The sequence below is a fragment of the Bradyrhizobium sp. BLXBL-01 genome, assembly GCF_051853025.1.
Classification (GTDB): domain Bacteria; phylum Pseudomonadota; class Alphaproteobacteria; order Rhizobiales; family Xanthobacteraceae; genus Bradyrhizobium.
In genome coordinates this window covers 5,333,212-5,354,517 of sequence record NZ_CP182471.1, presented here as the reverse complement: position 1 = coordinate 5,354,517, position 21,306 = coordinate 5,333,212, and the positions used below count along the sequence as shown (strand labels likewise).

General features: G+C 67.7%; 21 protein-coding genes and 1 riboswitch. Of the genes, 15 read left to right on the top strand and 6 right to left on the bottom strand.

Annotation, left to right across the window (positions count from 1 at the left end):
* Positions 1 to 1,689 carry a ShlB/FhaC/HecB family hemolysin secretion/activation protein gene (locus tag ACNJYA_RS25030; RefSeq protein WP_439403470.1) on the top strand — a complete coding sequence of 563 codons (1,689 nt, stop codon included), beginning with the start codon at positions 1 to 3 and terminating at the stop codon, positions 1,687 to 1,689.
* Positions 1,690 to 1,870: 181 nt separating this feature from the next.
* Here the strand turns inward: ACNJYA_RS25030 and bluB are convergent, their stop codons facing one another.
* From bluB to cobU, 3 genes are read right to left on the bottom strand one after another with little or no spacing between them, the layout of a single operon-like run.
* The gene (bluB, locus tag ACNJYA_RS25025) at positions 1,871 to 2,503 is read right to left on the bottom strand and encodes a 5,6-dimethylbenzimidazole synthase (protein ID WP_439400889.1); all 633 of its coding nucleotides are present in this window, start codon (positions 2,501 to 2,503) and stop codon (positions 1,871 to 1,873) included.
* Between the two features lie 4 nt (positions 2,504 to 2,507).
* Complete coding sequence (gene cobS, locus ACNJYA_RS25020) at positions 2,508 to 3,290, bottom strand: adenosylcobinamide-GDP ribazoletransferase (RefSeq protein WP_439400888.1); 783 nt, start codon at positions 3,288 to 3,290, stop codon at positions 2,508 to 2,510.
* Entirely contained in the window at positions 3,287 to 3,790 is a 504-nt protein-coding gene (gene cobU / locus ACNJYA_RS25015) for a bifunctional adenosylcobinamide kinase/adenosylcobinamide-phosphate guanylyltransferase (RefSeq protein ID WP_439363661.1), read from the bottom strand. Before cobU ends, cobS begins: the two co-directional genes overlap by 4 nt.
* Positions 3,791 to 3,911: 121 nt before the next feature.
* On the opposite strand from cobU, the gene cbiB reads away from it, so the two are divergent.
* Positions 3,912 to 4,853: an adenosylcobinamide-phosphate synthase CbiB gene (gene cbiB, locus ACNJYA_RS25010; protein ID WP_349628400.1), complete on the top strand. Its 942-nt coding sequence runs from the start codon at positions 3,912 to 3,914 to the stop codon at positions 4,851 to 4,853.
* An 11-nt stretch (positions 4,854 to 4,864) separates the two neighbouring features.
* Positions 4,865 to 5,830 carry a threonine-phosphate decarboxylase CobD gene (gene cobD, locus ACNJYA_RS25005; RefSeq protein ID WP_439363660.1) on the top strand — a complete coding sequence of 322 codons (966 nt, stop codon included), beginning with the start codon at positions 4,865 to 4,867 and terminating at the stop codon, positions 5,828 to 5,830.
* Here cobD and ACNJYA_RS25000 read toward each other — a convergent pair.
* Together ACNJYA_RS25000 and cobO are read right to left on the bottom strand one after the other, a co-directional pair.
* Positions 5,819 to 7,267 carry a cobyric acid synthase gene (locus ACNJYA_RS25000; protein WP_439363659.1) on the bottom strand — a complete coding sequence of 483 codons (1,449 nt, stop codon included), beginning with the start codon at positions 7,265 to 7,267 and terminating at the stop codon, positions 5,819 to 5,821. The two genes, cobD and ACNJYA_RS25000, sit on opposite strands and share 12 nt — an antisense overlap.
* Positions 7,268 to 7,274: 7 nt before the next feature.
* On the bottom strand, positions 7,275 to 7,910 hold the full coding sequence (gene cobO, locus ACNJYA_RS24995; RefSeq protein WP_439363658.1) for a cob(I)yrinic acid a,c-diamide adenosyltransferase: 636 nt from the start codon (positions 7,908 to 7,910) through the stop codon (positions 7,275 to 7,277).
* A 40-nt stretch (positions 7,911 to 7,950) separates the two neighbouring features.
* Positions 7,951 to 8,171: riboswitch (cobalamin riboswitch) on the top strand.
* Between the two features lie 94 nt (positions 8,172 to 8,265).
* Here cobO and ACNJYA_RS24990 point away from each other — a divergent pair.
* From ACNJYA_RS24990 to cobJ, 7 genes are read left to right on the top strand one after another with little or no spacing between them, the layout of a single operon-like run.
* Entirely contained in the window at positions 8,266 to 8,640 is a 375-nt protein-coding gene (locus ACNJYA_RS24990) for a DUF1636 family protein (protein WP_025035271.1), read from the top strand.
* On the top strand, positions 8,637 to 9,686 hold the full coding sequence (gene cobW, locus ACNJYA_RS24985) for a cobalamin biosynthesis protein CobW (protein WP_439363657.1): 1,050 nt from the start codon (positions 8,637 to 8,639) through the stop codon (positions 9,684 to 9,686). The genes ACNJYA_RS24990 and cobW overlap by 4 nt, the downstream gene beginning before the upstream one ends.
* Positions 9,686 to 12,934, top strand: a complete 3,249-nt coding sequence (gene cobN / locus ACNJYA_RS24980) for a cobaltochelatase subunit CobN (protein ID WP_439363656.1) — start codon at positions 9,686 to 9,688, stop codon at positions 12,932 to 12,934. Before cobW ends, cobN begins: the two co-directional genes overlap by 1 nt.
* Positions 12,931 to 14,094, top strand: a complete 1,164-nt coding sequence (cobG, locus tag ACNJYA_RS24975; protein WP_439363655.1) for a precorrin-3B synthase — start codon at positions 12,931 to 12,933, stop codon at positions 14,092 to 14,094. The genes cobN and cobG overlap by 4 nt, the downstream gene beginning before the upstream one ends.
* The gene (locus tag ACNJYA_RS24970; protein WP_439363654.1) at positions 14,094 to 14,723 is read left to right on the top strand and encodes a precorrin-8X methylmutase; all 630 of its coding nucleotides are present in this window, start codon (positions 14,094 to 14,096) and stop codon (positions 14,721 to 14,723) included. The genes cobG and ACNJYA_RS24970 overlap by 1 nt, the downstream gene beginning before the upstream one ends.
* A gap of 2 nt (positions 14,724 to 14,725) precedes the next feature.
* Positions 14,726 to 15,457, top strand: a complete 732-nt coding sequence (locus tag ACNJYA_RS24965) for a precorrin-2 C(20)-methyltransferase (RefSeq protein ID WP_439363653.1) — start codon at positions 14,726 to 14,728, stop codon at positions 15,455 to 15,457.
* Positions 15,454 to 16,188, top strand: coding sequence for a precorrin-3B C(17)-methyltransferase (gene cobJ, locus ACNJYA_RS24960; RefSeq protein WP_260383030.1), 735 nt, complete (start codon positions 15,454 to 15,456; stop codon positions 16,186 to 16,188). The genes ACNJYA_RS24965 and cobJ overlap by 4 nt, the downstream gene beginning before the upstream one ends.
* Here the strand turns inward: cobJ and ACNJYA_RS24955 are convergent.
* On the bottom strand, positions 16,164 to 16,910 hold the full coding sequence (locus ACNJYA_RS24955) for a cobalt-precorrin-6A reductase (RefSeq protein ID WP_439400887.1): 747 nt from the start codon (positions 16,908 to 16,910) through the stop codon (positions 16,164 to 16,166). The two genes, cobJ and ACNJYA_RS24955, sit on opposite strands and share 25 nt — an antisense overlap.
* Here ACNJYA_RS24955 and cbiE point away from each other — a divergent pair.
* The 5 genes from cbiE to cobA are packed head-to-tail and all read left to right on the top strand — an operon-like array spanning position 16,909 to position 21,272.
* Positions 16,909 to 18,090 carry a precorrin-6y C5,15-methyltransferase (decarboxylating) subunit CbiE gene (gene cbiE / locus ACNJYA_RS24950; protein ID WP_439363652.1) on the top strand — a complete coding sequence of 394 codons (1,182 nt, stop codon included), beginning with the start codon at positions 16,909 to 16,911 and terminating at the stop codon, positions 18,088 to 18,090. The two genes, ACNJYA_RS24955 and cbiE, sit on opposite strands and share 2 nt — an antisense overlap.
* Complete coding sequence (locus ACNJYA_RS24945) at positions 18,087 to 18,455, top strand: cobalamin biosynthesis protein (protein WP_439363651.1); 369 nt, start codon at positions 18,087 to 18,089, stop codon at positions 18,453 to 18,455. The genes cbiE and ACNJYA_RS24945 overlap by 4 nt, the downstream gene beginning before the upstream one ends.
* Positions 18,452 to 19,234 (top strand): precorrin-4 C(11)-methyltransferase, encoded by a 783-nt coding sequence (gene cobM / locus ACNJYA_RS24940; protein WP_439400886.1) that lies wholly within the window; start codon positions 18,452 to 18,454, stop codon positions 19,232 to 19,234. Before ACNJYA_RS24945 ends, cobM begins: the two co-directional genes overlap by 4 nt.
* Positions 19,234 to 20,544 carry a cobyrinate a,c-diamide synthase gene (locus tag ACNJYA_RS24935; protein ID WP_439363649.1) on the top strand — a complete coding sequence of 437 codons (1,311 nt, stop codon included), beginning with the start codon at positions 19,234 to 19,236 and terminating at the stop codon, positions 20,542 to 20,544. The genes cobM and ACNJYA_RS24935 overlap by 1 nt, the downstream gene beginning before the upstream one ends.
* Positions 20,541 to 21,272, top strand: coding sequence for a uroporphyrinogen-III C-methyltransferase (cobA, locus tag ACNJYA_RS24930; RefSeq protein WP_172784384.1), 732 nt, complete (start codon positions 20,541 to 20,543; stop codon positions 21,270 to 21,272). The genes ACNJYA_RS24935 and cobA overlap by 4 nt, the downstream gene beginning before the upstream one ends.
* Positions 21,273 to 21,306 lie beyond the last annotated feature (34 nt).

The following is a 21,306-nucleotide window of genomic DNA, read 5'->3' as shown; positions in this document are numbered from 1 at the left end:
ATGCGGATTCTGCGGGCAGCATTGGCGGTCGTGCTGATAGCATCGTGCATCGCCTCCGCGCGTGCCCAGTCGATCAATCCCGGCGCGATCCAGCAGGACATTGACCGGCAGCGCCGGCAGCTCGAGCAGCAGAGCGCGCCGCCCAAGCTCACCGGGCCCGCAGTGATCGGCGGCGAGCGGGAGAAGTCCCAGCTCCTGAAGTCGGGTGGGCCGAAGTTCCGGCTGCGCAAGGTCACGTTCGACGAGTCCAAGTTCATCACGCCGGCGGAGCTCGACGAGATCGCGAAGAAATATGTCGGCAAGGACGTCGACATCGCCGCGCTGCTGCAGCTCGTCGCCGACATCAATGCCATCTATGTCGCGCGCGGCATCGTCACGGGCATCGCGACGCTGCCGGAGCAGGACGCCAAGGGCGGCATCGTCCGCGTCAAGCTGACCGAGGGCCGGCTCCAGAAGACGACCGTCGAGGGTAACAAGCAGACCCGCACCGATTACATCCTCGATCGCGTGAAGGAGCCCGAAGGGGAGGTGCTCGACGTTCCCAAGCTCAACCGCGACGTGATCTGGTTCAACCGGACCAACGACGTGCAGATCAAGGCGCTGCTGCAGCCCGGCTCGAGCTTCGGCTTGACCGACCTCCAGTTCGCGGTGATCGAGCCGCCGGTCGACACCTGGCAGCTCTTCGTCGACAATCAGGGCGTGGAGAACACCGGGCGCTGGGAAGGCGGCACCTTTTACAAGCGCCACGGCCTGTTCGGTGTCGACGACCGCCTGACCTTCTACGGCGTCCGCTCCGACGGCAATCTCAACGGCAATGTCGCCTACAGCATTCCCTTCAATCCCTGGGGCGGGCGTGTCGGCGTCAGCTACACCGAAGGCAAGATCAAGATCATCCAGGGGCCGTTCGTCGCGCTCGACGTCACCGGACGCTCGAGCCAGGCGTCGGTCAATCTCAGCCAGCCGGTCTGGGTGACCCAGGACTGGCTGGTGCTGCTCAACGCCGCCTTGACCGAGGGCAAGACCGTCAGCCGCTTTGCCACCGTCGCCGTCACCGACGATCATTACGACAAGACCACGGCGGGCGTCTCGGTGACCAAGTCCGGCAACACCTATTCGATCACGGTCTCGCCGGCGGTGAACTACATCGCGTGGCATGACTATGTGCTCGGCAACAACCGCGCGTTCAACACCTATACCGGCTCGCTGATCGCGACCAGCGCCGCGGGGCCCGCGAACTTCAGCGCCAACGTGCTGGCGAGCTGGCAGTACACGCAGGAGAAGCTGCTGCCGGGCGATCAGATTTTTTCGATCGGCGGTCCGACCACCGTGCGTGGCTATCCCTCCAGCGCGGCGTCCGGCGACAGCGGCTATTATTTCAACGCCGAGCTGCACTACAACTGGTCGCAATGGTTGAGGGGTTTCGACACCTACGTCTTCACCGACTGGGGGGCGGTGTATTCGACCTTCCCCGGCGTCACCGAAATGGCCTCGGTCGGCGTTGGCTTCTCCTGGACCTACGCGCCGTTCATGACCTTCGAGGCCAATTACGCGACGCCGCTGAAGATGGCGGTCTCGACCCAGAACCATTACGAGGCCTATGGCCGCGTCATCTTCCGGCCGCTGCTGATGTTCCAGAAGCCGGAAAGCCCCGCGCCGGTGGCGGCGGTGGCCGGCAGGAGCAAGTCGTAGCGGCGGCCTGACGCTTTTTCCCCGTCATTGCGAGCCCCACTCTCTCACCACCGTCATTGCGAGGAGCCCTTGCGACGAAGCAATCCAGCCCCTTTCTGCGGAGAGATTCTGGATTGCTTCGCTTCGCTCGCAATGACGGAGGATGGATCGACTGCTGGTCTCTGCCCGGGGCGCGATCCGCTTAGCGCAGCAGCGTAAACTCCTCCGCGCCGCGCCGGTGCTCCCATTTCGCCTGCTCCAGCTCGGGCTGGTCACATTCGGCTTCCGGATAGCCGACACAGAGATAGGCGATGAATTTCCAGGTTTGAGGCACATCGAGGATGGCGTGAATGCGATTCGGATTGAGGATCGAGACCCAGCCGATGCCGATGCTCTCGGCGCGGGCGGCGAGCCACATCGCGGTGATGGCGGCGACCACGGAATATTCGGTCGTCTCCGGCATGGTCGCGCGCCCGAGGCCGTGGCCGATGTCGCTGGCCTTGTCGGCAAACACGGCGAGGTGGCCGGGGGCGTGTTCGAGGCCCGACAGTTTCAGCGTGGCGTAGCGGGCCGCGCGTTCGCCGGAATAGCAATTCAGCGCGTCGGTGTTGCACGCCTTGAAATCGTCGGCGACCGCCCGGCGCCGCGTGGCATCGTTGACGACGACGAAGCGCCAGGGCTGGCTGAGGCCGACCGACGGTGAGAGGCAGGCTGTCTCGATCAGGCGATCGATCGCCCCCTCCGGCAATGGATCGCTGCGGAAGCGGCGCACGTCGCGGCGCCACACGAACAGCTCGCGCAAGTGCTGGCGGAAGGTATCGTCGAACTCGACCATGAGGTCATCGCCCCATCTGGAAGGACGCGGCCACCAGCAGGATCAGGATCTCGCCCGTCTGCTCGAACGCGCCGAGAATGTCGCCGGTCTGCCCGCCGATCTGGCGGATGGCAAGCCGCGCCAGCATCAGGCCGGCCAGCGACAGCAGGATCAGGCCGACCAGCGCCTTGCCCGGCCCCAACGCCAGGGCAAGCGCGAGCGTTCCAAGCGCGAAGGCGATCGCCACGCTGCGGCCGGGCGGTGCTCCGGCGCTGGCCGATAAACCGTCAGGCCGCGCCGGCGGTACCAGCGACATGAAGGCGGGCACGCCGGCGCGGGCAGCCACGTGCGCCGCGCACAACGCGAGCATGACGGCCCATGGATTTGCGATCGTGGCAAGCGCGCTCCAGCGCAGACCGAACGACAGGATCAGTGCGCAGACACCATAGGTCCCGATCCGGCTGTCGCGCATGATCTCGAGCTTGCGCTCGCGCGTGCGGCCGCCGCCAAGTCCGTCCGCGGTGTCGGCAAGTCCGTCCTCGTGCAGCGCGCCGGTGATGAGGGCTGTCGTGGCCAGCACAAGCAAAGCGGCAAGGCTCGGCGTCAGTCCGAGGCGAATGGCGATCTTGTAAGTGAGGGCGCCGGCGAGGCCGACCAGCAGTCCCGCGACCGGCAGCGCCCAGGTCGCGCGCGCGATCGCGCCGTCACCGGCGGGCTTCGAAGATGCCACCGGGAGGATCGTCACGAACGATGTCGCCATCCTGAGATCGGCAAAGATGTCTTTGAGCAGCTCGGCGCGCGGGATCATTTCAGCTTCATCGGCAGGCCGGCGACGACGAACTCGACCTCGTCGGCGACACCGGCAATGATCTGGTTCATGATCCCGGCGGCATCGCGGAAGCTGCGCGCCAGCGCATTGTCGGGCACGATGCCGAGGCCGACCTCGTTGGTGACGAGGACGACCGGGCTCTTGAGATTGAAGAGGGTCGCGGCAAGCGCGTTCACCTCGTGCTCCCAGTTGCGCCCGGCATGCATCAGGTTGGAAAGCCAGAGTGTCAGGCAATCCACCAGCCTTGCGCCGCCGCCATCGGTTGCGAGCAGCGCGGGCACGAGATCGAGCGGCACCTCGCGCTCGATCCAATCGGTTCCGCGGCGCGCGCGGTGTCTTGCAATGCGTTCCTGCATTTCGCCGTCGAGCGCCTCGGCCGTCGCGATGTAGACGGGCTGGCCGGCAAAGCTGCGCGCGCGCGCTTCCGCCCGGGTGCTCTTGCCCGATCGCGCCCCGCCGGTGATCAGAATGACGGCCATGAAGGTCTCCTGCGATGAGCACTAATCATCAAACGCGGCCAAAGACAAAGCCGAAATCAGGGGGCGAGGGGCTTGCGCTCGGCCGCCGTCTTGCGCAACAGGGGCGGGACAGGAGACCGATGTGGACTTTGCGGGCGCGATGGTGGTGGCGATGGCGGTGGATGCCCTTCTGGGCTGGCCGGCATGGCTGTTCGCGCGGATCGGCCATCCCGTCACCTGGCTCGGCCGGCTGATTGCTGCCATCGACACCGCCTGGAATCGCGCGTCCGATCCGCCGGCATTGCGTCGAGCCGCCGGCGTCGCCGGCGCGCTTGCGGTGATCGCGCTCTCCGCTGCGCTCGGTTGGGCGCTTCAATCGCTGTTGCCTTCGGGCTGGATCCAGATCGTGCTGATTGGCATCCTCGCCTGGCCATTGGTCGCGCTGCGCTCGCTGCATGATCATGTGGCTGCCGTCGCCACGCCTTTGCTGGCCGGCGATGTCGCCGCCGCGCGCGATGCCGTCTCACGCATCGTCGGCCGTGATCCCGCAGCGCTCGATGAAGCCGGCATCGCGCGCGCGGCGATCGAGAGCCTTGCCGAAAACGCCTCCGACGGCATCGTCGCGCCGGTTTTCTGGGGCGCGCTATTCGGCTTGCCCGGGATCCTCGGCTACAAGGCCATCAACACGCTGGACTCCATGATCGGTCACCGCAGTGAACGGCATGAAGCCTTCGGCTGGGCGGCGGCGTGCATCGACGATGTCGCCAATTTCATTCCAGCGCGGCTGACCGGATTCCTGTTCGTGCTGCTGGCGCCGCAGCGGTCGGAGGCGCTGGCGTGCATGACGCGCGATGCGCGCCGTCATCGCTCGCCGAATGCCGGCTGGCCGGAAGCGGCGATGGCGGGCGGACTCGGTGTGCGGCTCAGCGGTCCCCGCATCTATCACGGCAGTCCGACCGACGAGCCCTGGCTGAACGAAGGTGCGCGCGATCCGCGCGCCGCCGACATCGCGGAGGCGCTGACCGTCTACCGTCGTGCCATGTCGCTGGTCGCAGGCCTGCTTGCGATCCTGGCCTTCGCGTGAAAGAACGGGGCATGCGTGAGCACGGCGGAAATCTGGACCTGGCCCAGCAGCGTTTTGGCGGACGCGCGGAGGATTGGATCGACCTGTCGACGGGCATCAACCGCTTGCCGTATCCCGTCGGCGAGGTGAGCGCGCGCGCGTGGAGCGCGCTGCCGTCGCGTGCCGAGATCGAGGCTCTGCATCGCGCCGCGCAGCAGGCCTATCGCACGAGCGCCCCGGTCGTTGCGATGGGCGGTGCGCAGGCCGCCATCCAATTGCTGCCGCAGCTTGCGGTGCCAGGGCGCGCGCGCATCCTCGCACCGACCTACAACGAATATGCCGGGGTGCTATCGGCCGCGGGCTGGGATGTCCAGGAGGCTGCGGAGCTCGATGCGCTCGCGGGTGCGGACCTCGGCATCGTGGTCAATCCCAACAATCCCGACGGTCGACGTCATGCGCCGAAGGACTTGCTGGCATTGCTCCGGCGCGTCGGCCGTCTCGTCATCGACGAGAGCTTTGCCGATGCCGATCCGCAATTGTCGCTTGCGCCCGACGCGGATCGGCCGGGACTATTGGTGCTGCGGTCCTTTGGAAAGTTTTATGGGTTGGCCGGCCTGCGGCTCGGCTTCGCAATCGGTGATGCCGCCGATATCGACAGGCTTGCCGCGATGTCGGGCCCATGGCCTGTTTCAGGCGCGGCGATCGAAATCGGCTGCCGAGCCTTGCGCGATAAGGCCTGGGCCGAGGCGACGTCGGCGCGGCTCGCGCGCGACTGTCGTCGTCTCGACGCGATGGCGCATTCGCAAGGCTGGCGGCTGATCGGCGGCACACCGCTGTTCCGCTTGTACGAAACGCCTGACGCGCAGACCGCGCAAGAGAGGCTCGCGCGCGCCCACATTTGGTCCCGTGTCTTCGCGCAACAGCCCACATGGCTGCGCCTCGGGCTTCCCGGCAGGGAAGCCGAATGGACGCGCCTGGCCGAGGCCCTAGCGCGCTAGTGCGAGCAGGCCTTCGACGTCGAGATGGACTTCGATGTGATCGGCCAGTGCCTCGAGCGCGCTTTCGACCCGGTCGTGATAGGGCTCGTCGCCCGCGGGAATGTCGAGCTTAGCGAGGTATGCCTTGCGGAAATCATCCGACGTGAACAGGCCGTGCAGATAGCTGCCCTGCACGCGTCCGTCGTGCGAGATGGCGCCTTCGGGCTCGCCGCCCAGCTTCGCGAAGGGGCGGGCGCGATCCGGGCCGTCGGTGTGGCCGATGTGAATCTCGTAGGCCTGGATCGGCTGATCCGTCGCGGCGTGCACGGCCGCAACGCGCGTGAGGGTTTTTTGCGGGCTCATCACCGTCTCGACATCGAGAAGCCCGAGGCCCGGCGTGTCGCCCGCAGGTCCCTCGATGCCCTCGGGATCGGCGACGCTGCGGCCCAGCATCTGATAGCCACCGCAGAGGCCGAGCACATGGCCGCCCCTGCGGTGGTGCGCGAGGAGATCGATGTCCCAGCCTTGCGCGCGCAGGAAGGCGAGGTCGCCGCGGGTGGATTTGGAACCGGGGACGATAACGAGGCGCACGTCGCCCGGGATTGCTTCGCCTGGGCGCACCAATACGAGATCGACGCCCGGTTCGAGCTTGAGAGGATCGAGATCGTCAAAATTGGCGATCCGCGACAGTGCGAGACAGGCGATCTTGCATTGACCGGGCTTGCGTGCGTCGCGCAGGCCGAGCGCATCCTCGGCCGGCAGCTCGCCGGCACGCGCGAACCAGGGCAGCACGCCAAGGCCGCGCCATGCGGTCTTTTGCTCGATCAGCCTGTAACCGTCGTCGAACAGCGTGGGGTCGCCGCGGAACTTGTTGATGACGAAGCCGGAGATCATCGCGGCGTCGTCGGGATCGATCACCGACTTGATGCCCACCAGTTGGGCAATGACCCCGCCGCGATCGATGTCGCCCACCAGCACGACCTGCACATCCGCCTTGCGGGCAAAGCCCATATTGGCGATGTCGGACTTGCGCAAATTCACCTCGGCCGGACTGCCGGCGCCCTCGACCAGCACCAGATCGGCCCGCGCCTTCAAGCGTTCGAAACTCTCGAGCACCGCGCCCATCAGCGACGGCTTCATCGCCGCGTATTCGCGCGCGCGTGCGGTCGCGATGCGCTTGCCATGGACCACGACTTGCGCGCCGACATCGGTCTCGGGCTTGAGCAGCACCGGGTTCATGTCGGTGTGCGGCTCGACACCTGCGGCGAGCGCCTGCAATGCCTGGGCGCGGCCAATCTCGCCGCCATCGACGGTGACGGCGGCGTTGTTCGACATGTTCTGCGGCTTGAACGGCAGCACCCGCAGACCACGGCGCGTGAAGGCGCGCGCGAGGCCGGCGACGATGAGCGACTTGCCCACGTCCGAGCCGGCCCCCTGGATCATCAAAGCGCGTGCCATCGTGCCTTCAGAACTCGACGCCGGCCTGGGCCTTGATGCCGGAGCGGAACGGATGCTTGACCAGCGTCATCTCGGTGACGAGGTCGGCGATCTCGATCAGCTCGTCCTTGGCGTTGCGCCCGGTGAGCACGACATGCGTCATCGCAGGCTTCTGCGTCGTCAGGAACTCCACCACCTCGGCGATGTCGAGATAGTCGTAGCGGAGCGCGATGTTGATTTCGTCGAGCACGACCATGCGCAAGTTCGCGTCAAGGATCAGCTCCTTGGCTTTCTCCCAGCCGGCGCGTGCGGCGGCGATGTCGCGGGCACGGTCCTGCGTCTCCCAGGTGAAGCCTTCGCCCATCGCGTGGAACTGGCAGAGATCGCCGAAATGGCCGGTGAGCAGGCGCCGTTCGCCGGTATCCCAGGCGCCCTTGATGAATTGCACCACCGCGCAAGGGAAGCCATGCGCGACGCAGCGGACGATCATGCCGAAGGCCGAGGAGGATTTTCCTTTGCCCGCGCCGGTATGGACGATGATCAGGCCCTTTTCGCCGCTCTTGGTCGCCATGATCTTGTCGCGGGCGGCCTTCTTCTTCGCCATTTTCTGGGCGTGCCTGATGTCGGTATCCTCGGCTAATTGGGTATCCGGTTCAGATGTCATGGGACCCGGTCCTTCGGCTTGACAAGTGGCGGCCACCGGCAAATGGTGGCCCGGCGTTGGTTCCTGTCCTATGACAGGCGAAGAGGGAATGCGATAGGGTCCGAATCGGCAAGATTTGGATCCAAACTGCAGCCGCCCCCGCGACCGTGACCGGAGAGATGCCCGAAGCCACTGATTCCTTTTGGAATCGGGAAGGCGGGGATCGAAGGGCCAAAACCCTGCTCCGCAAGCCGGGAGACCTGCCAGCGCGGACGAGTTTTGGACCGGCGGACGGGGTGTTCCGCGACGGGGAAGCGGGCCTTCAGGAGAATGGTCCGTGCGCCTCATCGCCTCCCGCTGTTATCTGGAAGAGGCGATGACCGTCACACTTCATGTCTGCATCACCTGCCGCGCCGGCCAGACGCTGGGCGAGGGCGAGACGACGCCCGGCAAGCGCCTGCACGGCGCGATCCTCGAGGCCGGCGTGCCGGAGGGCGTCAGCGTGGTTCCCGTCGAATGCCTGTCGGCCTGCAGCCAGGGCTGCTCGGTCGCGCTCAGCGCGCCCGGCCGCTGGTCCTATGTCTATGGTCGCCTGTCCGATGCGAACGCACAGGACGTGGTCGCAGGCGCCGCTGCCTACGCTGCCGCGCCCGATGGCATCGTGCCCTGGCGCAGCCGTCCCGAAATCTTCCGCAAGCAGTCGCTTGCCCGCATTCCCCCCATTGCCGTCGTGCCGGAGGCCGCTGAATGAACTCGCTCGCAAAAGTCCCGGTTACGGTGGTCACCGGTTTCCTCGGTTCCGGCAAGACGACGCTGATCCAGCATCTGCTCAGCAATGCCGGCGGCAAGAAGCTCGCGGTGCTCGTCAACGAGTTCGGCAGCGAGGGCGTCGATGGCGAGATCCTGAAGTCTTGCGCCGATGCGAACTGCCCGGAGGAGAACATCGTCGAGCTCGCCAATGGCTGCATCTGCTGCACGGTGGCCGATGATTTCATTCCGACGATGGAGCAATTGCTGGCGCGGCCGGTGCGGCCCGATCACATCCTGATCGAGACCTCCGGCCTGGCATTGCCGAAGCCGCTCTTGAAGGCGTTCGACTGGCCGGAGATCCGCTCGCGCATCACGGTCGACGGCGTGATTGCGCTGGCCGACGCCGAGGCTGTCGCGGCCGGCCGCTTCGCGCCGGATCCGGCTGCGGTCGAAGCGCAGCGCGCGGCGGACGAAAATCTCGATCACGAGACGCCGCTGTCGGAGGTGTTCGAAGACCAGATCGCCTGCGCCGACATCGTGCTGCTGACCAAGGCCGACCTTGCGGGCGCGGCGGGAATCGAAGCCGCAAAGGCGGCGATCACCGCCGAGATGCCGCGCCGCGTGCCGATGCTGCCGGTGACCGACGGTGCGATCGATGCGCGCGTCATCCTCGGTCTCGGCGCTGCCGCCGAGAATGATCTCGCCGCGCGCCCCTCGCATCATGACGGCGAGGAAGAGCACGAGCATGATGATTTCGCCTCCGTCGTGATCGACCTTCCGGAGGTGGCGGATATCGAGGCGCTGGTCGCATCGGTGCAGAAGCTGGCGCGCGAGCAGAACGTGCTGCGGGCCAAGGGCTACATCGCGGTCGCTGGCAAGCCGATGCGGCTGTTGCTGCAGGCGGTCGGTGAGCGCGTGCGCCACCAGTTCGACAAGCCATGGGGCGCGGGTCACAGGCAGTCCAAGCTCGTCGTGATCGGCGAGCACGGCGATATCGACGAGGCCGCCATCAAGGCAGGACTTGGTCTTTCAGGATCTGGCATCTGATGCACGTCGTCTTCCGCGAGAGCCGCGGTCTCGAGGAGATCGCGACGCCAAGAGACATCGGCCAGGACCCGGCCGATCTCGTGGTGCTCTCGTATTCGGATTCCGACCTTGCCGCGTTTGCGGCGGGCTGGCGGCGTGGCCGGGGCAGCCTGCCGTCGCTGCGGCTCGCCAATCTCGCGGAGCTGCGTCATCCGCTGTCGGTTGACACCTATATCGAGCGCACGCTGTCCCAGGCGCGCGGCATATTGGTGCGCCTGATCGGCGGGGAGTCCTATTGGGCGTACGGGCTTGCGGCGCTCCAGCAACTCGCGAAGGAGCATAACATCGTGCTCGCCGTGCTGCCGGCGGACAGCCGCGACGACACGCGGTTGGATGCGTACTCGACCCTGCCGGTCTCGACGCTGCGTCGGCTCAAGGTGCTCTGCGACACTGGCGGCCCAGTCGCAGCGCAAGCCGCGATCGCGCAGCTCGCGCTCGCCTCCGGCCTTTATGCCGGCCCGGTCATCGGAGAGATGACCGTGCCCGAGATGGGATTCTATGATCCCGTACGCGGTGTCATCGCTGCGCCTGCGGGCGGCGAGGGGAAGCCGCGCGCATTCGTGACGTTCTATCGCTCCTATCTCACGGCCGCCGATACCGGGCCGGTTGACGCGTTGATTGCCGCGCTGCGCGAGAAGGGATTTGACGCCTACGGCGTGTTCGTCACCTCGCTGAAGGCGCCAGGCGTTGCCGACTGGCTGCGCGCGCATCTGGCGCAACATCCTGCGGCGGCGATCGTCAATGCGACGGCGTTTTCGGCCCTTGGCGATGACGGCACGACGCCATTCGATGCCGCGTCCTGTCCGGTATTCCAGGTCGCGCTCTCGACGGCGCGGCGCGAGGATTGGGCGGAATCGCTGCGCGGCCTGTCGCCCGGCGATCTGGCAATGCATGTGGTCCTGCCCGAAGTCGACGGCCGCCTGTTCGCGGGCGTGGTGAGCTTCAAATCGGCGGCAGAGCACGATCCCGATCTGCAGTTCGCGCACCTGGCGCACAGGCCCGACGAGGAGCGCGTCAACGCCGTTGCCGCGCGCGTCGCGGCCTGGCGGCGCCTCGCGGAGAAGCCGATCAGTGAGAAGCGGCTGGCGATCGTGCTCTCGAACTATCCGGGCCGTCCGCACCAGATCGCGCACGCCGTTGGTCTCGATGCGCTGGCGTCGGTCGAGGCGTTGATCTCCGATATCGCGGAGCTCGGCTTCGACGTTGCGTCGGTCGATGCGCTCGGCGAGAAACTGTTGAAGCAGAGTTTGACCTGGAGCGTCGCCGATTATCGCGCAGAACTCTCGCGTCTTCCGCAATCTCTTCAGGACGATCTCGGGCAAGCCTGGGGCGCGGTGGAGGATGATCCGAGCTGCTGCGACGGCGCGTTCCACTTCGCCGCGATTCAGTGTGGCAAGTCAATCATCGCGGTCCAGCCCGAGCGCGGCGATGCGGCCTCGCGCGATGCCGACTATCACGATCTCGCCCGCACGCCGCGCCACGCCTATGTCGCGTTCTATCTCTGGCTCAGGCAGCAGGGCTGCGATGCCGTCGTGCATGTGGGCGCACATGGCACGCTGGAATGGCTGCCCGGGAAATCCGTGGCGCTGTCGCGAGCGTGCTGGCCGGAAGCGCTGATCGGCGATCTCCCCGTCGTCTGTCCCTTCATCGTCAACGATCCCGGCGAGGCCGCGCAGGCCAAGCGGCGCATCGGCGCGGTCACGATCGGCCATCTGCCGCCGCCACTTGAGACATCCGCGGTGCCGGGAGCTTTGCGCCGGCTCGAACGGCTGCTCGATGAATATTCGACCGCTGACGGTCTCGATCCCGCCCGTCGTCAGCGCCTGATCGCGGCGATCCGCGACGAGGCGCGGGCAGCCGGCCTCGAAGAGGATCTCGGTCTCGAAGCATCGGCCGCGCCGGCCGAAGCGATCCCGCGGATCGATCGCTTCGTTTGCGACCTCAAGGAGAGCCAGTTCGGCGACGGCCTGCACGTGTTCGGCCGCGGCGCCTGCGGCGAAGCGGAGCGGGATGCGTTGCGTGCCGCGCTCGCCGGACAGCGCGTTGCACCGGGACCATCGGGCTCGCCCTATCGGGGTCGACAGGACGTGCTGCCGACGGGGCGCAATCTCTTCGCCGTCGACCCGCGCGCGGTGCCGACGCCGTCGGCGCATGCGCAAGGCATCAAGCTTGCTGAAGAGCTGCTGCGTCGTCACTTGCAGGATCACGGCGACTGGCCGAAAGGGCTCGTGGTCGACCTCTGGGGCTCGGCGACGATGCGTACCGCCGGTGAGGAGTTTGCGATGGCGCTGCATCTGGCCGGCCTTGCGCCGCGCTGGGATCATGCGTCCGGCCGCGTCACCGGCTACGACATCATCGCGCCGGCCGAGCTCGGCCGTCCGCGCATCGACGTCACGCTGCGCGTATCCGGCCTGTTCCGCGATGTCTTCGCGGGTCTGGCGCAATTGTTCGAAGCCGCCTCCGAAGCGCTTGCGTCGCGAGAAGAAGAGGGTGAGGAGAATCCGTATCGCCACCGCGCGTCCCGCGTGTTCGCGCCGCGGCCCGGACAATACGGCGTCGGGCTCTCGGCTATCCCGGATGCGTTCACGCCGGAGACGCGCGAGGCCGCCGGCGAAGCCTGGCTGTCGGCGTCGTCCTGGGCGTTCTCTGCCGATGGCGCGATGCAGCCGGATCGCGCAGGTATTGAACAGCGTCTCACGTCCGCCGACGCTTTTGTCCATGTCCAGGACGTGCCCGAAACCGATCTGCTGCTCGCCGCCGATTATGCCGCGCATGAGGCAGGTGTCGCTGCGGCAGCCGCGCATCTCGGCGCGGGCGCGCCGTCGCTCTATCACCTCGATGCGACACGGCCCGGCGAGCCGCATGCGCGCACGCTGACGGAGGAGATCTCACGGGTCGTCCGGGCACGCGCGGCCAATCCGGCCTGGATCGCCGGCATGGTGCGCCATGGCTTTCGTGGCGCCGCCGAGATCACCGCGACGCTGGAGCACATGGCGGCGTTCGCGCATCTCGCTGGCGCCGTGCCGCCGCATCTGTTCGACCTCTATTACTACGCGACACTCGGCAACGACGACGTCCGCGCCTTCATGGCGCACGAAAATCCGGCGGCGCTCGCCGCAATGGAAAACTGCTTCACGCACCTGCACGAAGCCTCGCTCTGGCGAACCCGCCGCAATTCGATTGCAGCGGCGCTAAAGGAGGCGTCATGAGCGCGGCCACAGTCAAGGGCTGGTGTCCCGGCGCGCTGCGCCCGATGCAATCGGGCGACGGGCTCGTGGTGCGCGTGCGTCCGTTCGGCGGGCGCCTTGAAGCGCCGCAAATCTCCGGGCTTGCGGAACTCGCCGAGCGCTTCGGCAATGGTCTGGTCGACGTCACGAGCCGGGCCAATCTGCAGATCAGGGGTGTCAAAGAGGACGGCCATCGGCCGTTGCTCGACGGTCTTGCGCGACTGGCACTGCTAGATCCCGACGCCGACATCGAAGCCAGGCGCAACATCCTGGTGACGCCGTTCTGGAGCAGCGGTGACGAAACACAGTCGCTTGCGGCGGAGCTCGAGGAGGCGCTTGTCCATTCCGGCCTTGCGCTTCCCACCAAGTTCGGCTTCGCCATCGATGACGGACGGTCGCGCGTTCTCGCCGCCGATTCCGCCGACATCCGCATCGAGCGCGACCGCTCGGGCGGTCTCCTCGTGCGGGCCGACGGCGCCAAGCTCGGCCGCTCCGTCGATCGCGGCCAGGCTGTGAGCGCGGCGCTGGCGCTCGCAAGCTGGTTCATCATCTCCGGCGGTGCGAAGGACGGGCGCGGGCGCATGGCAGCCCACGTCGCATCCGGTGCCGTGTTGCCTCAATCGTTGCGCGGCGAGACCGAGCCGGCCCCCGTGATGGCCGCGGTGCGGCCCGGGCCCTATCCGCAAGGCGCGATGGTCGGTGTCGCGTTCGGGCAGATGCTGCACGCGACACTTCATCAATTCTCTGCCTGCGGCCATGCGCTGCGCATGACCCCCTGGCGGATGGTGCTCAGTGAGGGCAAGCGCGAGATGCCGAGCGGGGCGGGGCTCATCACCGAGCCCTATGACCCGGCGCTGCGCGTCATTGCCTGCAGCGGCGCGCCGCGCTGCCGCGAAGCCCATGCCGATACGCGCGCGCTGGCAGCAGCGCTGGCGCCGCGCATCGCCGCCGATGCGCGGCTGCACGTCTCCGGCTGCGGCAAGGGCTGCGCCCATTCCGGCGCGGCTGCGGTCACGCTGATTGCGACGCGTGCCGGGTTCGATCTCGTCCGCGACGGCTCGGCCCGCGACGCGCCGATCCTGCGCGGGCTGAACGGCGCCGACATCGTCAGGGATCCCTCCATCCTGGTCGGAGGGAACTGATGCCGCACACCTACGAGACCGATGGCGCGGCGATCTACCGGCAATCTTTTGCGACCATCCGGGCCGAGGCCGATCTTGCGCGCTTCACGCCGGACGAGGAGCAGGTGGTGGTGCGGATGATCCATGCCGCCGGCATGGTCGGTCTGGAAGCGTATATCCGCTTCACGCCCGGTATGGCGACTGCCGCGCGCGCGGCCTTGCAGAAGGGTGCGCCGATCCTGTGCGACGCGCGCATGGTGTCCGAAGGCATTACGCGCGCGAGATTGCCCGCGGACAATGCCGTGATCTGCACGCTCGGCGATCCCGCCGTGCCCGGGCTCGCGCAGTCCATGCGCAACACGCGCTCGGCCGCGGCGCTGGAACTATGGCGACCGTATCTTAACGGCGCGATCGTCGCGATCGGCAATGCGCCGACCGCGCTGTTTCATCTGCTCAACATGCTGGAGGATCGCGACTGTCCGCGGCCGGCAGCGATCATCGGCTGTCCTGTCGGCTTCGTCGGCGCGGCCGAGTCCAAGGCCGCGCTGATGGCCGATCCGCCGGCGCCGGCGCTGACCGTCGACGGCCGCCTCGGCGGCTCCGCCATCACGGTTGCTGCCGTGAACGCGCTGGCGAGCCGGAGCGAATAGAGATGGGACGCATCATCTGCTGCGGTCTCGGCCCCGGTGATCCCGACTTGATGAGCGTGCGTGCCGATCGCACGGTGCGCGGCGCCAGCCACGTCGCCTATTTCCGCAAGAAGGGCAGGCCGGGACAGGCGCGCCGCATCGTCGAGGGCATGCTGGCAGGCGGCGTCACCGAATATCCCATGGAATATCCTGTGACGACGGAGATCGCTTTCGACAGCCCCGAATACGTGCAGCTGCTCGCAGGCTTCTACGACGAATGGGCGGAGCGCCTTGCGCGGCTGTCGCGCGCGGTCGACGTCGTCGTGCTCTGCGAGGGCGATCCCTATTTCTATGGATCGTTCATGCATCTGCACACGCGCCTGCAGGGCCGCGTCGAGATCGAGGTGATCGCCGGCATTCCCGGCATGGTCGGTTGCTGGAACGGGGTCGGCCAGCCGATCGCGCTCGGTGACGACGTCACGACGGTGCTGATGGGGACGCTACCCCAAGACGAGCTCGAACGGCGCATGCGCGATTCCGATGCGCTGGTCATCATGAAGACCGGCCGCAATCTCGCAAAGGTGCGCCGTGCGCTCGCAGCTGCCGGGCGGCTGGACGATGCCTGGCTGGTCGAGCGCGGCACCATGCCGGACGAGCGGGTGGAGCGGCTCGCCGAGATCGATGCGGCCGATTGTCCCTATTTCGCGATCGTGCTCGTGCACGGCAAGGGCCGGCATCTGGGCGCCGCCGAATGACAGGCACGCTCACCATCGCGGGCCTCGGGCCGGGCAGCGACGCGTTGGTGACGCCCGAGGTCACGGCCGCGCTCGCGACGGCGACCGATATTCTGGGTTATGCGCCCTATGTTTCGCGCGTGCCGCCGCGGCCTGGGCTCACCCTGCATCCCTCCGACAATCGCGAAGAGCTGCAACGTGCGAGCGAAGCCCTGCGGCTTGCCGCTGAAGGCGGGCAGGTCGTGGTCGTCTCCTCCGGCGATCCCGGCGTGTTCGCGATGGCCTCGGCCGTGTTCGAGGCGCTCGAACGGGCGCCGCAATGGCGGGATCTGCCGATCCGCGTGCTGCCGGGCGTCACCGCGATGCTGGCGGCGGCGGCACGCGCCGGCGCGCCGCTCGGCCATGATTTCTGCGCGATCAACCTTTCCGACAACCTCAAGCCCTGGGCGGTGATCGAGAAACGGCTGCGCCTTGCGGCGGAAGCCGATTTTGCCATCGCGATGTACAATCCGCGCTCGGCAAGCCGGCCGGAAGGATTCGGCCGGGCGCTGGCAGTGCTTCGCGAGGCGGGCTGCGGCGAGCGTCTCGTGATCTTCGCGCGCGCGATCAGTGCGGCTGACGAGAAGATCGTGACCGTTACGCTGAAAGAGGCGCGGCCCGAGATGGCCGACATGCGCACGCTGGTGATCGTCGGCAATTCGCAGACACGCCGTGTCGGCCGCTGGGTCTATGCGCCGAGGCGGGCAGAATGACCGAGCCATTGCATCACGTCACTGACGCGCTCGGCCCGTCGGCGCTCGGGCAGCTCTGGTCGCGAGATCATGATTACGGGAAGGCCGAGCCCGCGGGCCGCATCGATCTTGGCGCGCGCGCCGTCGCCGCCGGAATTGCGGGCGACGATCCAGCCGATGCCGCGTGTGCGCAGCATGTTCAGCTCGCCGTGGAAGGTGAACGGGCCGCGCGACACGATCACATCGGCCGCGAAGGGCAGGGGCGCGTCGGGCGGATCGACGAAGCGCAGCGTGTAGGCGTGCTGCGGCTTCGTCGCGAATGGCGCAATGTGCTGGCGGCCGATGGCGAGGAACACGTTTGCAGCGGCGTCAGGCAGCGCGGCGACGGCAGCGTTGACATCCGCCACCTCGATCCAGGTGTCGGCGGGTGCCTTGATCCAGGGCGCGCGCTCCAGCGCAAGCAACGGCGTGCCGGTTTCCGCGCACGCCTCGACGGCGTTGCGACTCATTTCTGCGGCGAAGGGATGCGTCGCATCGATCACATGGGTGATGCCTTCGCGGCGGATGTAGTCGGCCAGCCCGCTCACGCCACCAAAACCGCCGATGCGGGTCGGCAGCGGTTGATCGGCCGGCGCGCGGGTGCGGCCGCCATAGGAATAGACGGCGTCGATGCCGGCGCGCGCGATCTCCGCGGCGAGCAGGCTCGCATCGGCCGTTCCGCCCAGAACGAGGGCGCGAATCATGAGTGAACCCTGGCTGACCATCATCGGTATCGGCGAAGATGGCCTTGCCGGGCTGTCGGAGGCAAGCCGAAAGGCGCTTGCCAAGGCCGAAACCGTGTTCGGCGGCGAGCGCCATCTCGCGCTTGCCGAGGTTGGCAGCCGCGGCCGGCCGTGGCCGGTGCCGTTCGATGCGAATGTCGTGCTGAGCTGCCGCGGCCGACCGACGGTGGTGCTCGCCTCCGGCGATCCGTTCTGGCACGGCGCCGGCGCTACTCTCGCCGAGAAGCTCAATGCCAATGAGTGGATCGCGCACCCCGCGCCATCGACCTTCTCCCTCGCCGCGGCGCGGTTGGGCTGGCGGCTCGAATCCGCCGTTTGCCTCGGCCTTCATGCCGCGCCGTTCGAACGGCTTGTACCCCATCTGGCGGATGGCGCGCGGATCATCTGTCTCGTGCGAGACGGCAAGGCCGCCGTTGATCTCGCGAGGTGGCTGACGGAGCGCGGATGGGGTGTTTCGCTATTCTGGACCCTCGCCGCGCTTGGCGGACCCCATGAAAAGGTGCGCAAGTTTCACGCGGAGACCTATACGCGCGTTTCCGCCGGAAGCCTCGTTGCTGTCGCGCTGGAGGCAAGAGGGGCGAACGGTCTCTCTCGCAGTTCGGGACTACCGGATGTTCTCTTTGCTCACGACGGTCAGATCACCAAGCGGCCGATGCGCGCCTTGGCGCTCTCGGCACTCGGTCCATGCCCTGGCAGGAGGTTGTGGGACATCGGTGCGGGCTCGGGGTCGATCTCGGTAGAATGGGCATTGGGGGGCGGGTCAGCGATTGCCGTCGAAGCGCGCGAGGATCGCGCCGCCAACATCCGCAGCAATGCGGAGGCGTTCGGGGTGGAACACAAGATCACGGTTGTTGCGGGCACCGCGCCCGACGCGCTCGCTGCGCTGGACCGGCCGGATGCTGTGTTCGTCGGGGGCGGCTTCGATATCGCGATGTTCGAAGCTGTCTGGTCGCGGATTACGCCCGGCACGCGGTTCGTGGCCCATGCCGTGACGTTGGAGACGGAAGCGCTGCTCGGCCAGCTGCATCAACAGCATGGCGGCGAGTTGATGCGGGTCGAGATCGCGCATTCCGCTCCGCTCGGTCGTTACCGCGCGTGGGAGGCGACGCGGCCGGTGGTGCAATGGAGTACGGTCCGATGAAGGTCGCCGGGCTCGGATTCAAGAAAAATGTGACGCTGGCCTCGTTACGGGAGGCGCTTGTGGCGGCCGGCGGTCCCGACGGTCTTGCGGCCGTGGCAACCGTCGGCGACAAGGCCGATGCAGAGGCGCTGCAGCAGCTCGCGCGGGAGTGTGGCGTTCCGATCAAGGCTGTCCCGGCCGACGCGTTGGCCGGTATTGATACGCCGACGCAGTCGCAGCGGATCACCGAAGGGTTCGGCACGGGATCGGTCGCCGAGGCCGCAGCACTCGCTGCGGCTGGCCCTCGGGCGCGGCTCATTGTGACACGCGTTGTCTCGCAGGATCGCACCGCGACCGCCGCGATTGCCGAAGGAGACGGCCCATGACGGTGCATTTCATCGGCGCCGGCCCGGGCGCGCCTGACTTGCTGACCTTGCGCGGCCGCGATCTGATCGCGGCCTGTCCGGTCTGCCTCTATGCCGGCTCGCTGGTGCCGGAGGGCGTGCTGGCGCATTGCCCGCCGGGAGCGCGGATCGTCAACACCGCCCCAATGTCGCTCGACGAGATCATCGCCGAGATCGCAGCCGCACATGCGGCAGGCCAGGACGTCGCGCGGCTGCATTCCGGCGATCTCTCGATCTGGTCCGCGATGGGCGAGCAGCTCCGCCGTTTGCGCGCGCTTGGGATTCCCTACACGGTGACACCCGGCGTTCCCTCATTCTCGGCTGCCGCAGCGGCACTGGAAACCGAGCTGACGCTGCCCGGTCTTGCTCAGACGGTCGTGCTGACGCGCACGCCGGGCCGCGCCAGCGCGATGCCCGAGGGCGAGAAGCTCGCCGCGTTCGCCGCGACCGGCGCGGTGCTCGCGATTCACCTGTCGATCCACCTGCTCGACCAGGTCGTCGCCGAGCTGACGCCGCATTACGCCGCGGATTGCCCGGTCGCGATCGTCTGGCGCGCGAGCTGGCCGGAGCAGCGCATTGTGCGCGCGACGCTGGCAACGCTCGATGCGGCCGTGGGTGCCGAAATGGAGCGCACGGCGTTGATCCTGGTCGGCAAGACGCTTGGCGCGGCCGATTTCGACGAGAGCCGCCTCTACGCCGCCGATTACGACCGCCGCTACCGGCCCGTCGGTGCCGAGCCGCGCTTTCCGGAGGCGTCGTGATGCCTGCGAGCCTCGTCATCTCCGCGCCGGCCTCCGGCGTCGGCAAGACCACGCTGACGCTGGCGCTCGCCCGCGCCTGGCGCCATCGCGGCTTGAACGTGCAGTGCTTCAAGAGCGGGCCCGACTACATCGATCCCGCCTTCCACGCCGCGGCCACGGGGCGTGCCTCGGTCAACGTCGACAGCTGGGCGATGGATCGCGGCACCATCGCGCATCTCGTCAGCCGTGCCGCCGATGCCGATGTCGTGCTCGCCGAGGGATCGATGGGCCTGTTCGACGGTGTCGCTGCGCGCGGTGTTTCCGGCACGGGAGCGACTGCTGATGTCGCGGAGATGCTGGGCTGGCCGGTGGTTCTGGTGATCGACCCTTCCGGCCAGGCGCAGACTGCGGCAGCGATCGCCGCGGGCCTTCGCGATTACCGCGCCGGTGTGCGCCTCGCCGGCGTCGTACTCAATCGCGTCGCCAGCCCGCGCCATGAGGATCTGGTGCGGCGCGCGCTGAACGAGGCCGGCATCAAAGTGTTCGGGGCGCTGCCGCGTCACGCCGAGATCAGCCTGCCGAAGCGGCATCTCGGCCTCGTGCAGGCCGAGGAGCAGGCCGAGATCGGCAAGCTGATCGACGAGGCTGCGCGCTTCGTAGCGGAGCACGTCGACCTCGATGCGGTGTTGCAATCGGCAGGCAAATGGTCGCCGCAAGCTGCGGCGAACGACATGAACGTAACGCCGCCCGGGCAGCGCATCGCGCTGGCCCGCGATGCGGCATTCTCCTTCGTCTATCCGCATATGCTGGAAGCCTGGCGCGCGGCGGGCGCGGAGATCGTGCCGTTCTCGCCGCTGGCCGACGAAGCGCCCGATGCGAGCGCCGACGTGTGCTGGCTGCCGGGCGGCTATCCCGAGCTGCATGCCGGAACGATCGCGGCCAATGCGCGCTTTCGCAGCTCCTTGCGCGCTTTCGCCGAGACACGGCCCGTGCATGGCGAATGCGGAGGCTATATGGTGCTGGGCGCAGGCCTCACCGACGCTGACGGTATCAGCCATGAGATGGCGGGACTGCTCGGCCTGGAGACCAGCTTTGCCAAGCGCCGCATGCATCTCGGCTATCGTCTTGCCGAACTCGCCGCGCCGATGCCGGGGCATCGGCCGGGCGCGCGCTTGCGCGGCCACGAATTCCACTATTCGACCATCCTCGCCCAACCCGATACGCCACTGGCCGTCGTGCACGACGCCACCGGCGCGGTCATCGCCGAGACCGGCTCGCGCCGTGGCCATGCCACGGGCACGTTCTTCCATCTGATCGCGGAGGACCGGTGAGCGGTTTTGTCTCTTTCGTCTCCGCCGGCCCCGGCGACCCCGAGCTCCTCACGGTGAAGGGCGCCGCGCGGCTGCGCGAGGCCGATGTCGTGCTCTATGACGACCTTGCCTCCGGCGCGATCCTCGATCTCGCCCGGCCCGGTGCCAATCTCGTCGCGGTGGGGAAGCGGGCCGGGCGTCCTTCGACCAAGCAGCACCACGTCAACCGTCTCCTGGTCGACTACGCCGCAACCGGCGCGCGCGTGGTGCGCCTCAAGTCCGGCGATGCCGGCATTTTCGGTCGGCTCGAGGAGGAGCTGGAAACACTGCGCGAAGCCGGCATCGGCTACGAGATCGTTCCCGGCGTCACATCCGCCTGTGTCGCCGCCGCCGAGGCCGGCATTCCCTTGACCCGGCGGCATACCTCCCGCCGGGTGCAGTTCATCACCGGTGCTGATGTCACCGGCGAGTTGCCGCCCAATTTGAATTGGGCCGCGCTGGCCGATCCCGAGGCCACGACCGTGGTCTATATGGGCCGGCGCACTTTTCCGGCGCTTGCCGCAAAATTGATCGCGCACGGTCTCGCCCCCAGCACCCCGGCGCTGTTCGCCGAATCTCTCGGGCGTCCCGACGAACGGCTGGTCCGTACCACGATTGCCGAGCTTGCCGAGCAGCTTGGCCGCGGCGGCGCCGCTTCCACCGCCGCCGTGATCCTGTTCGGCGCGCTGGCGGGAGAATATCCGGCATGACGGCTCCGGCAGCGGTTCGCCCCTTGACGCCCGC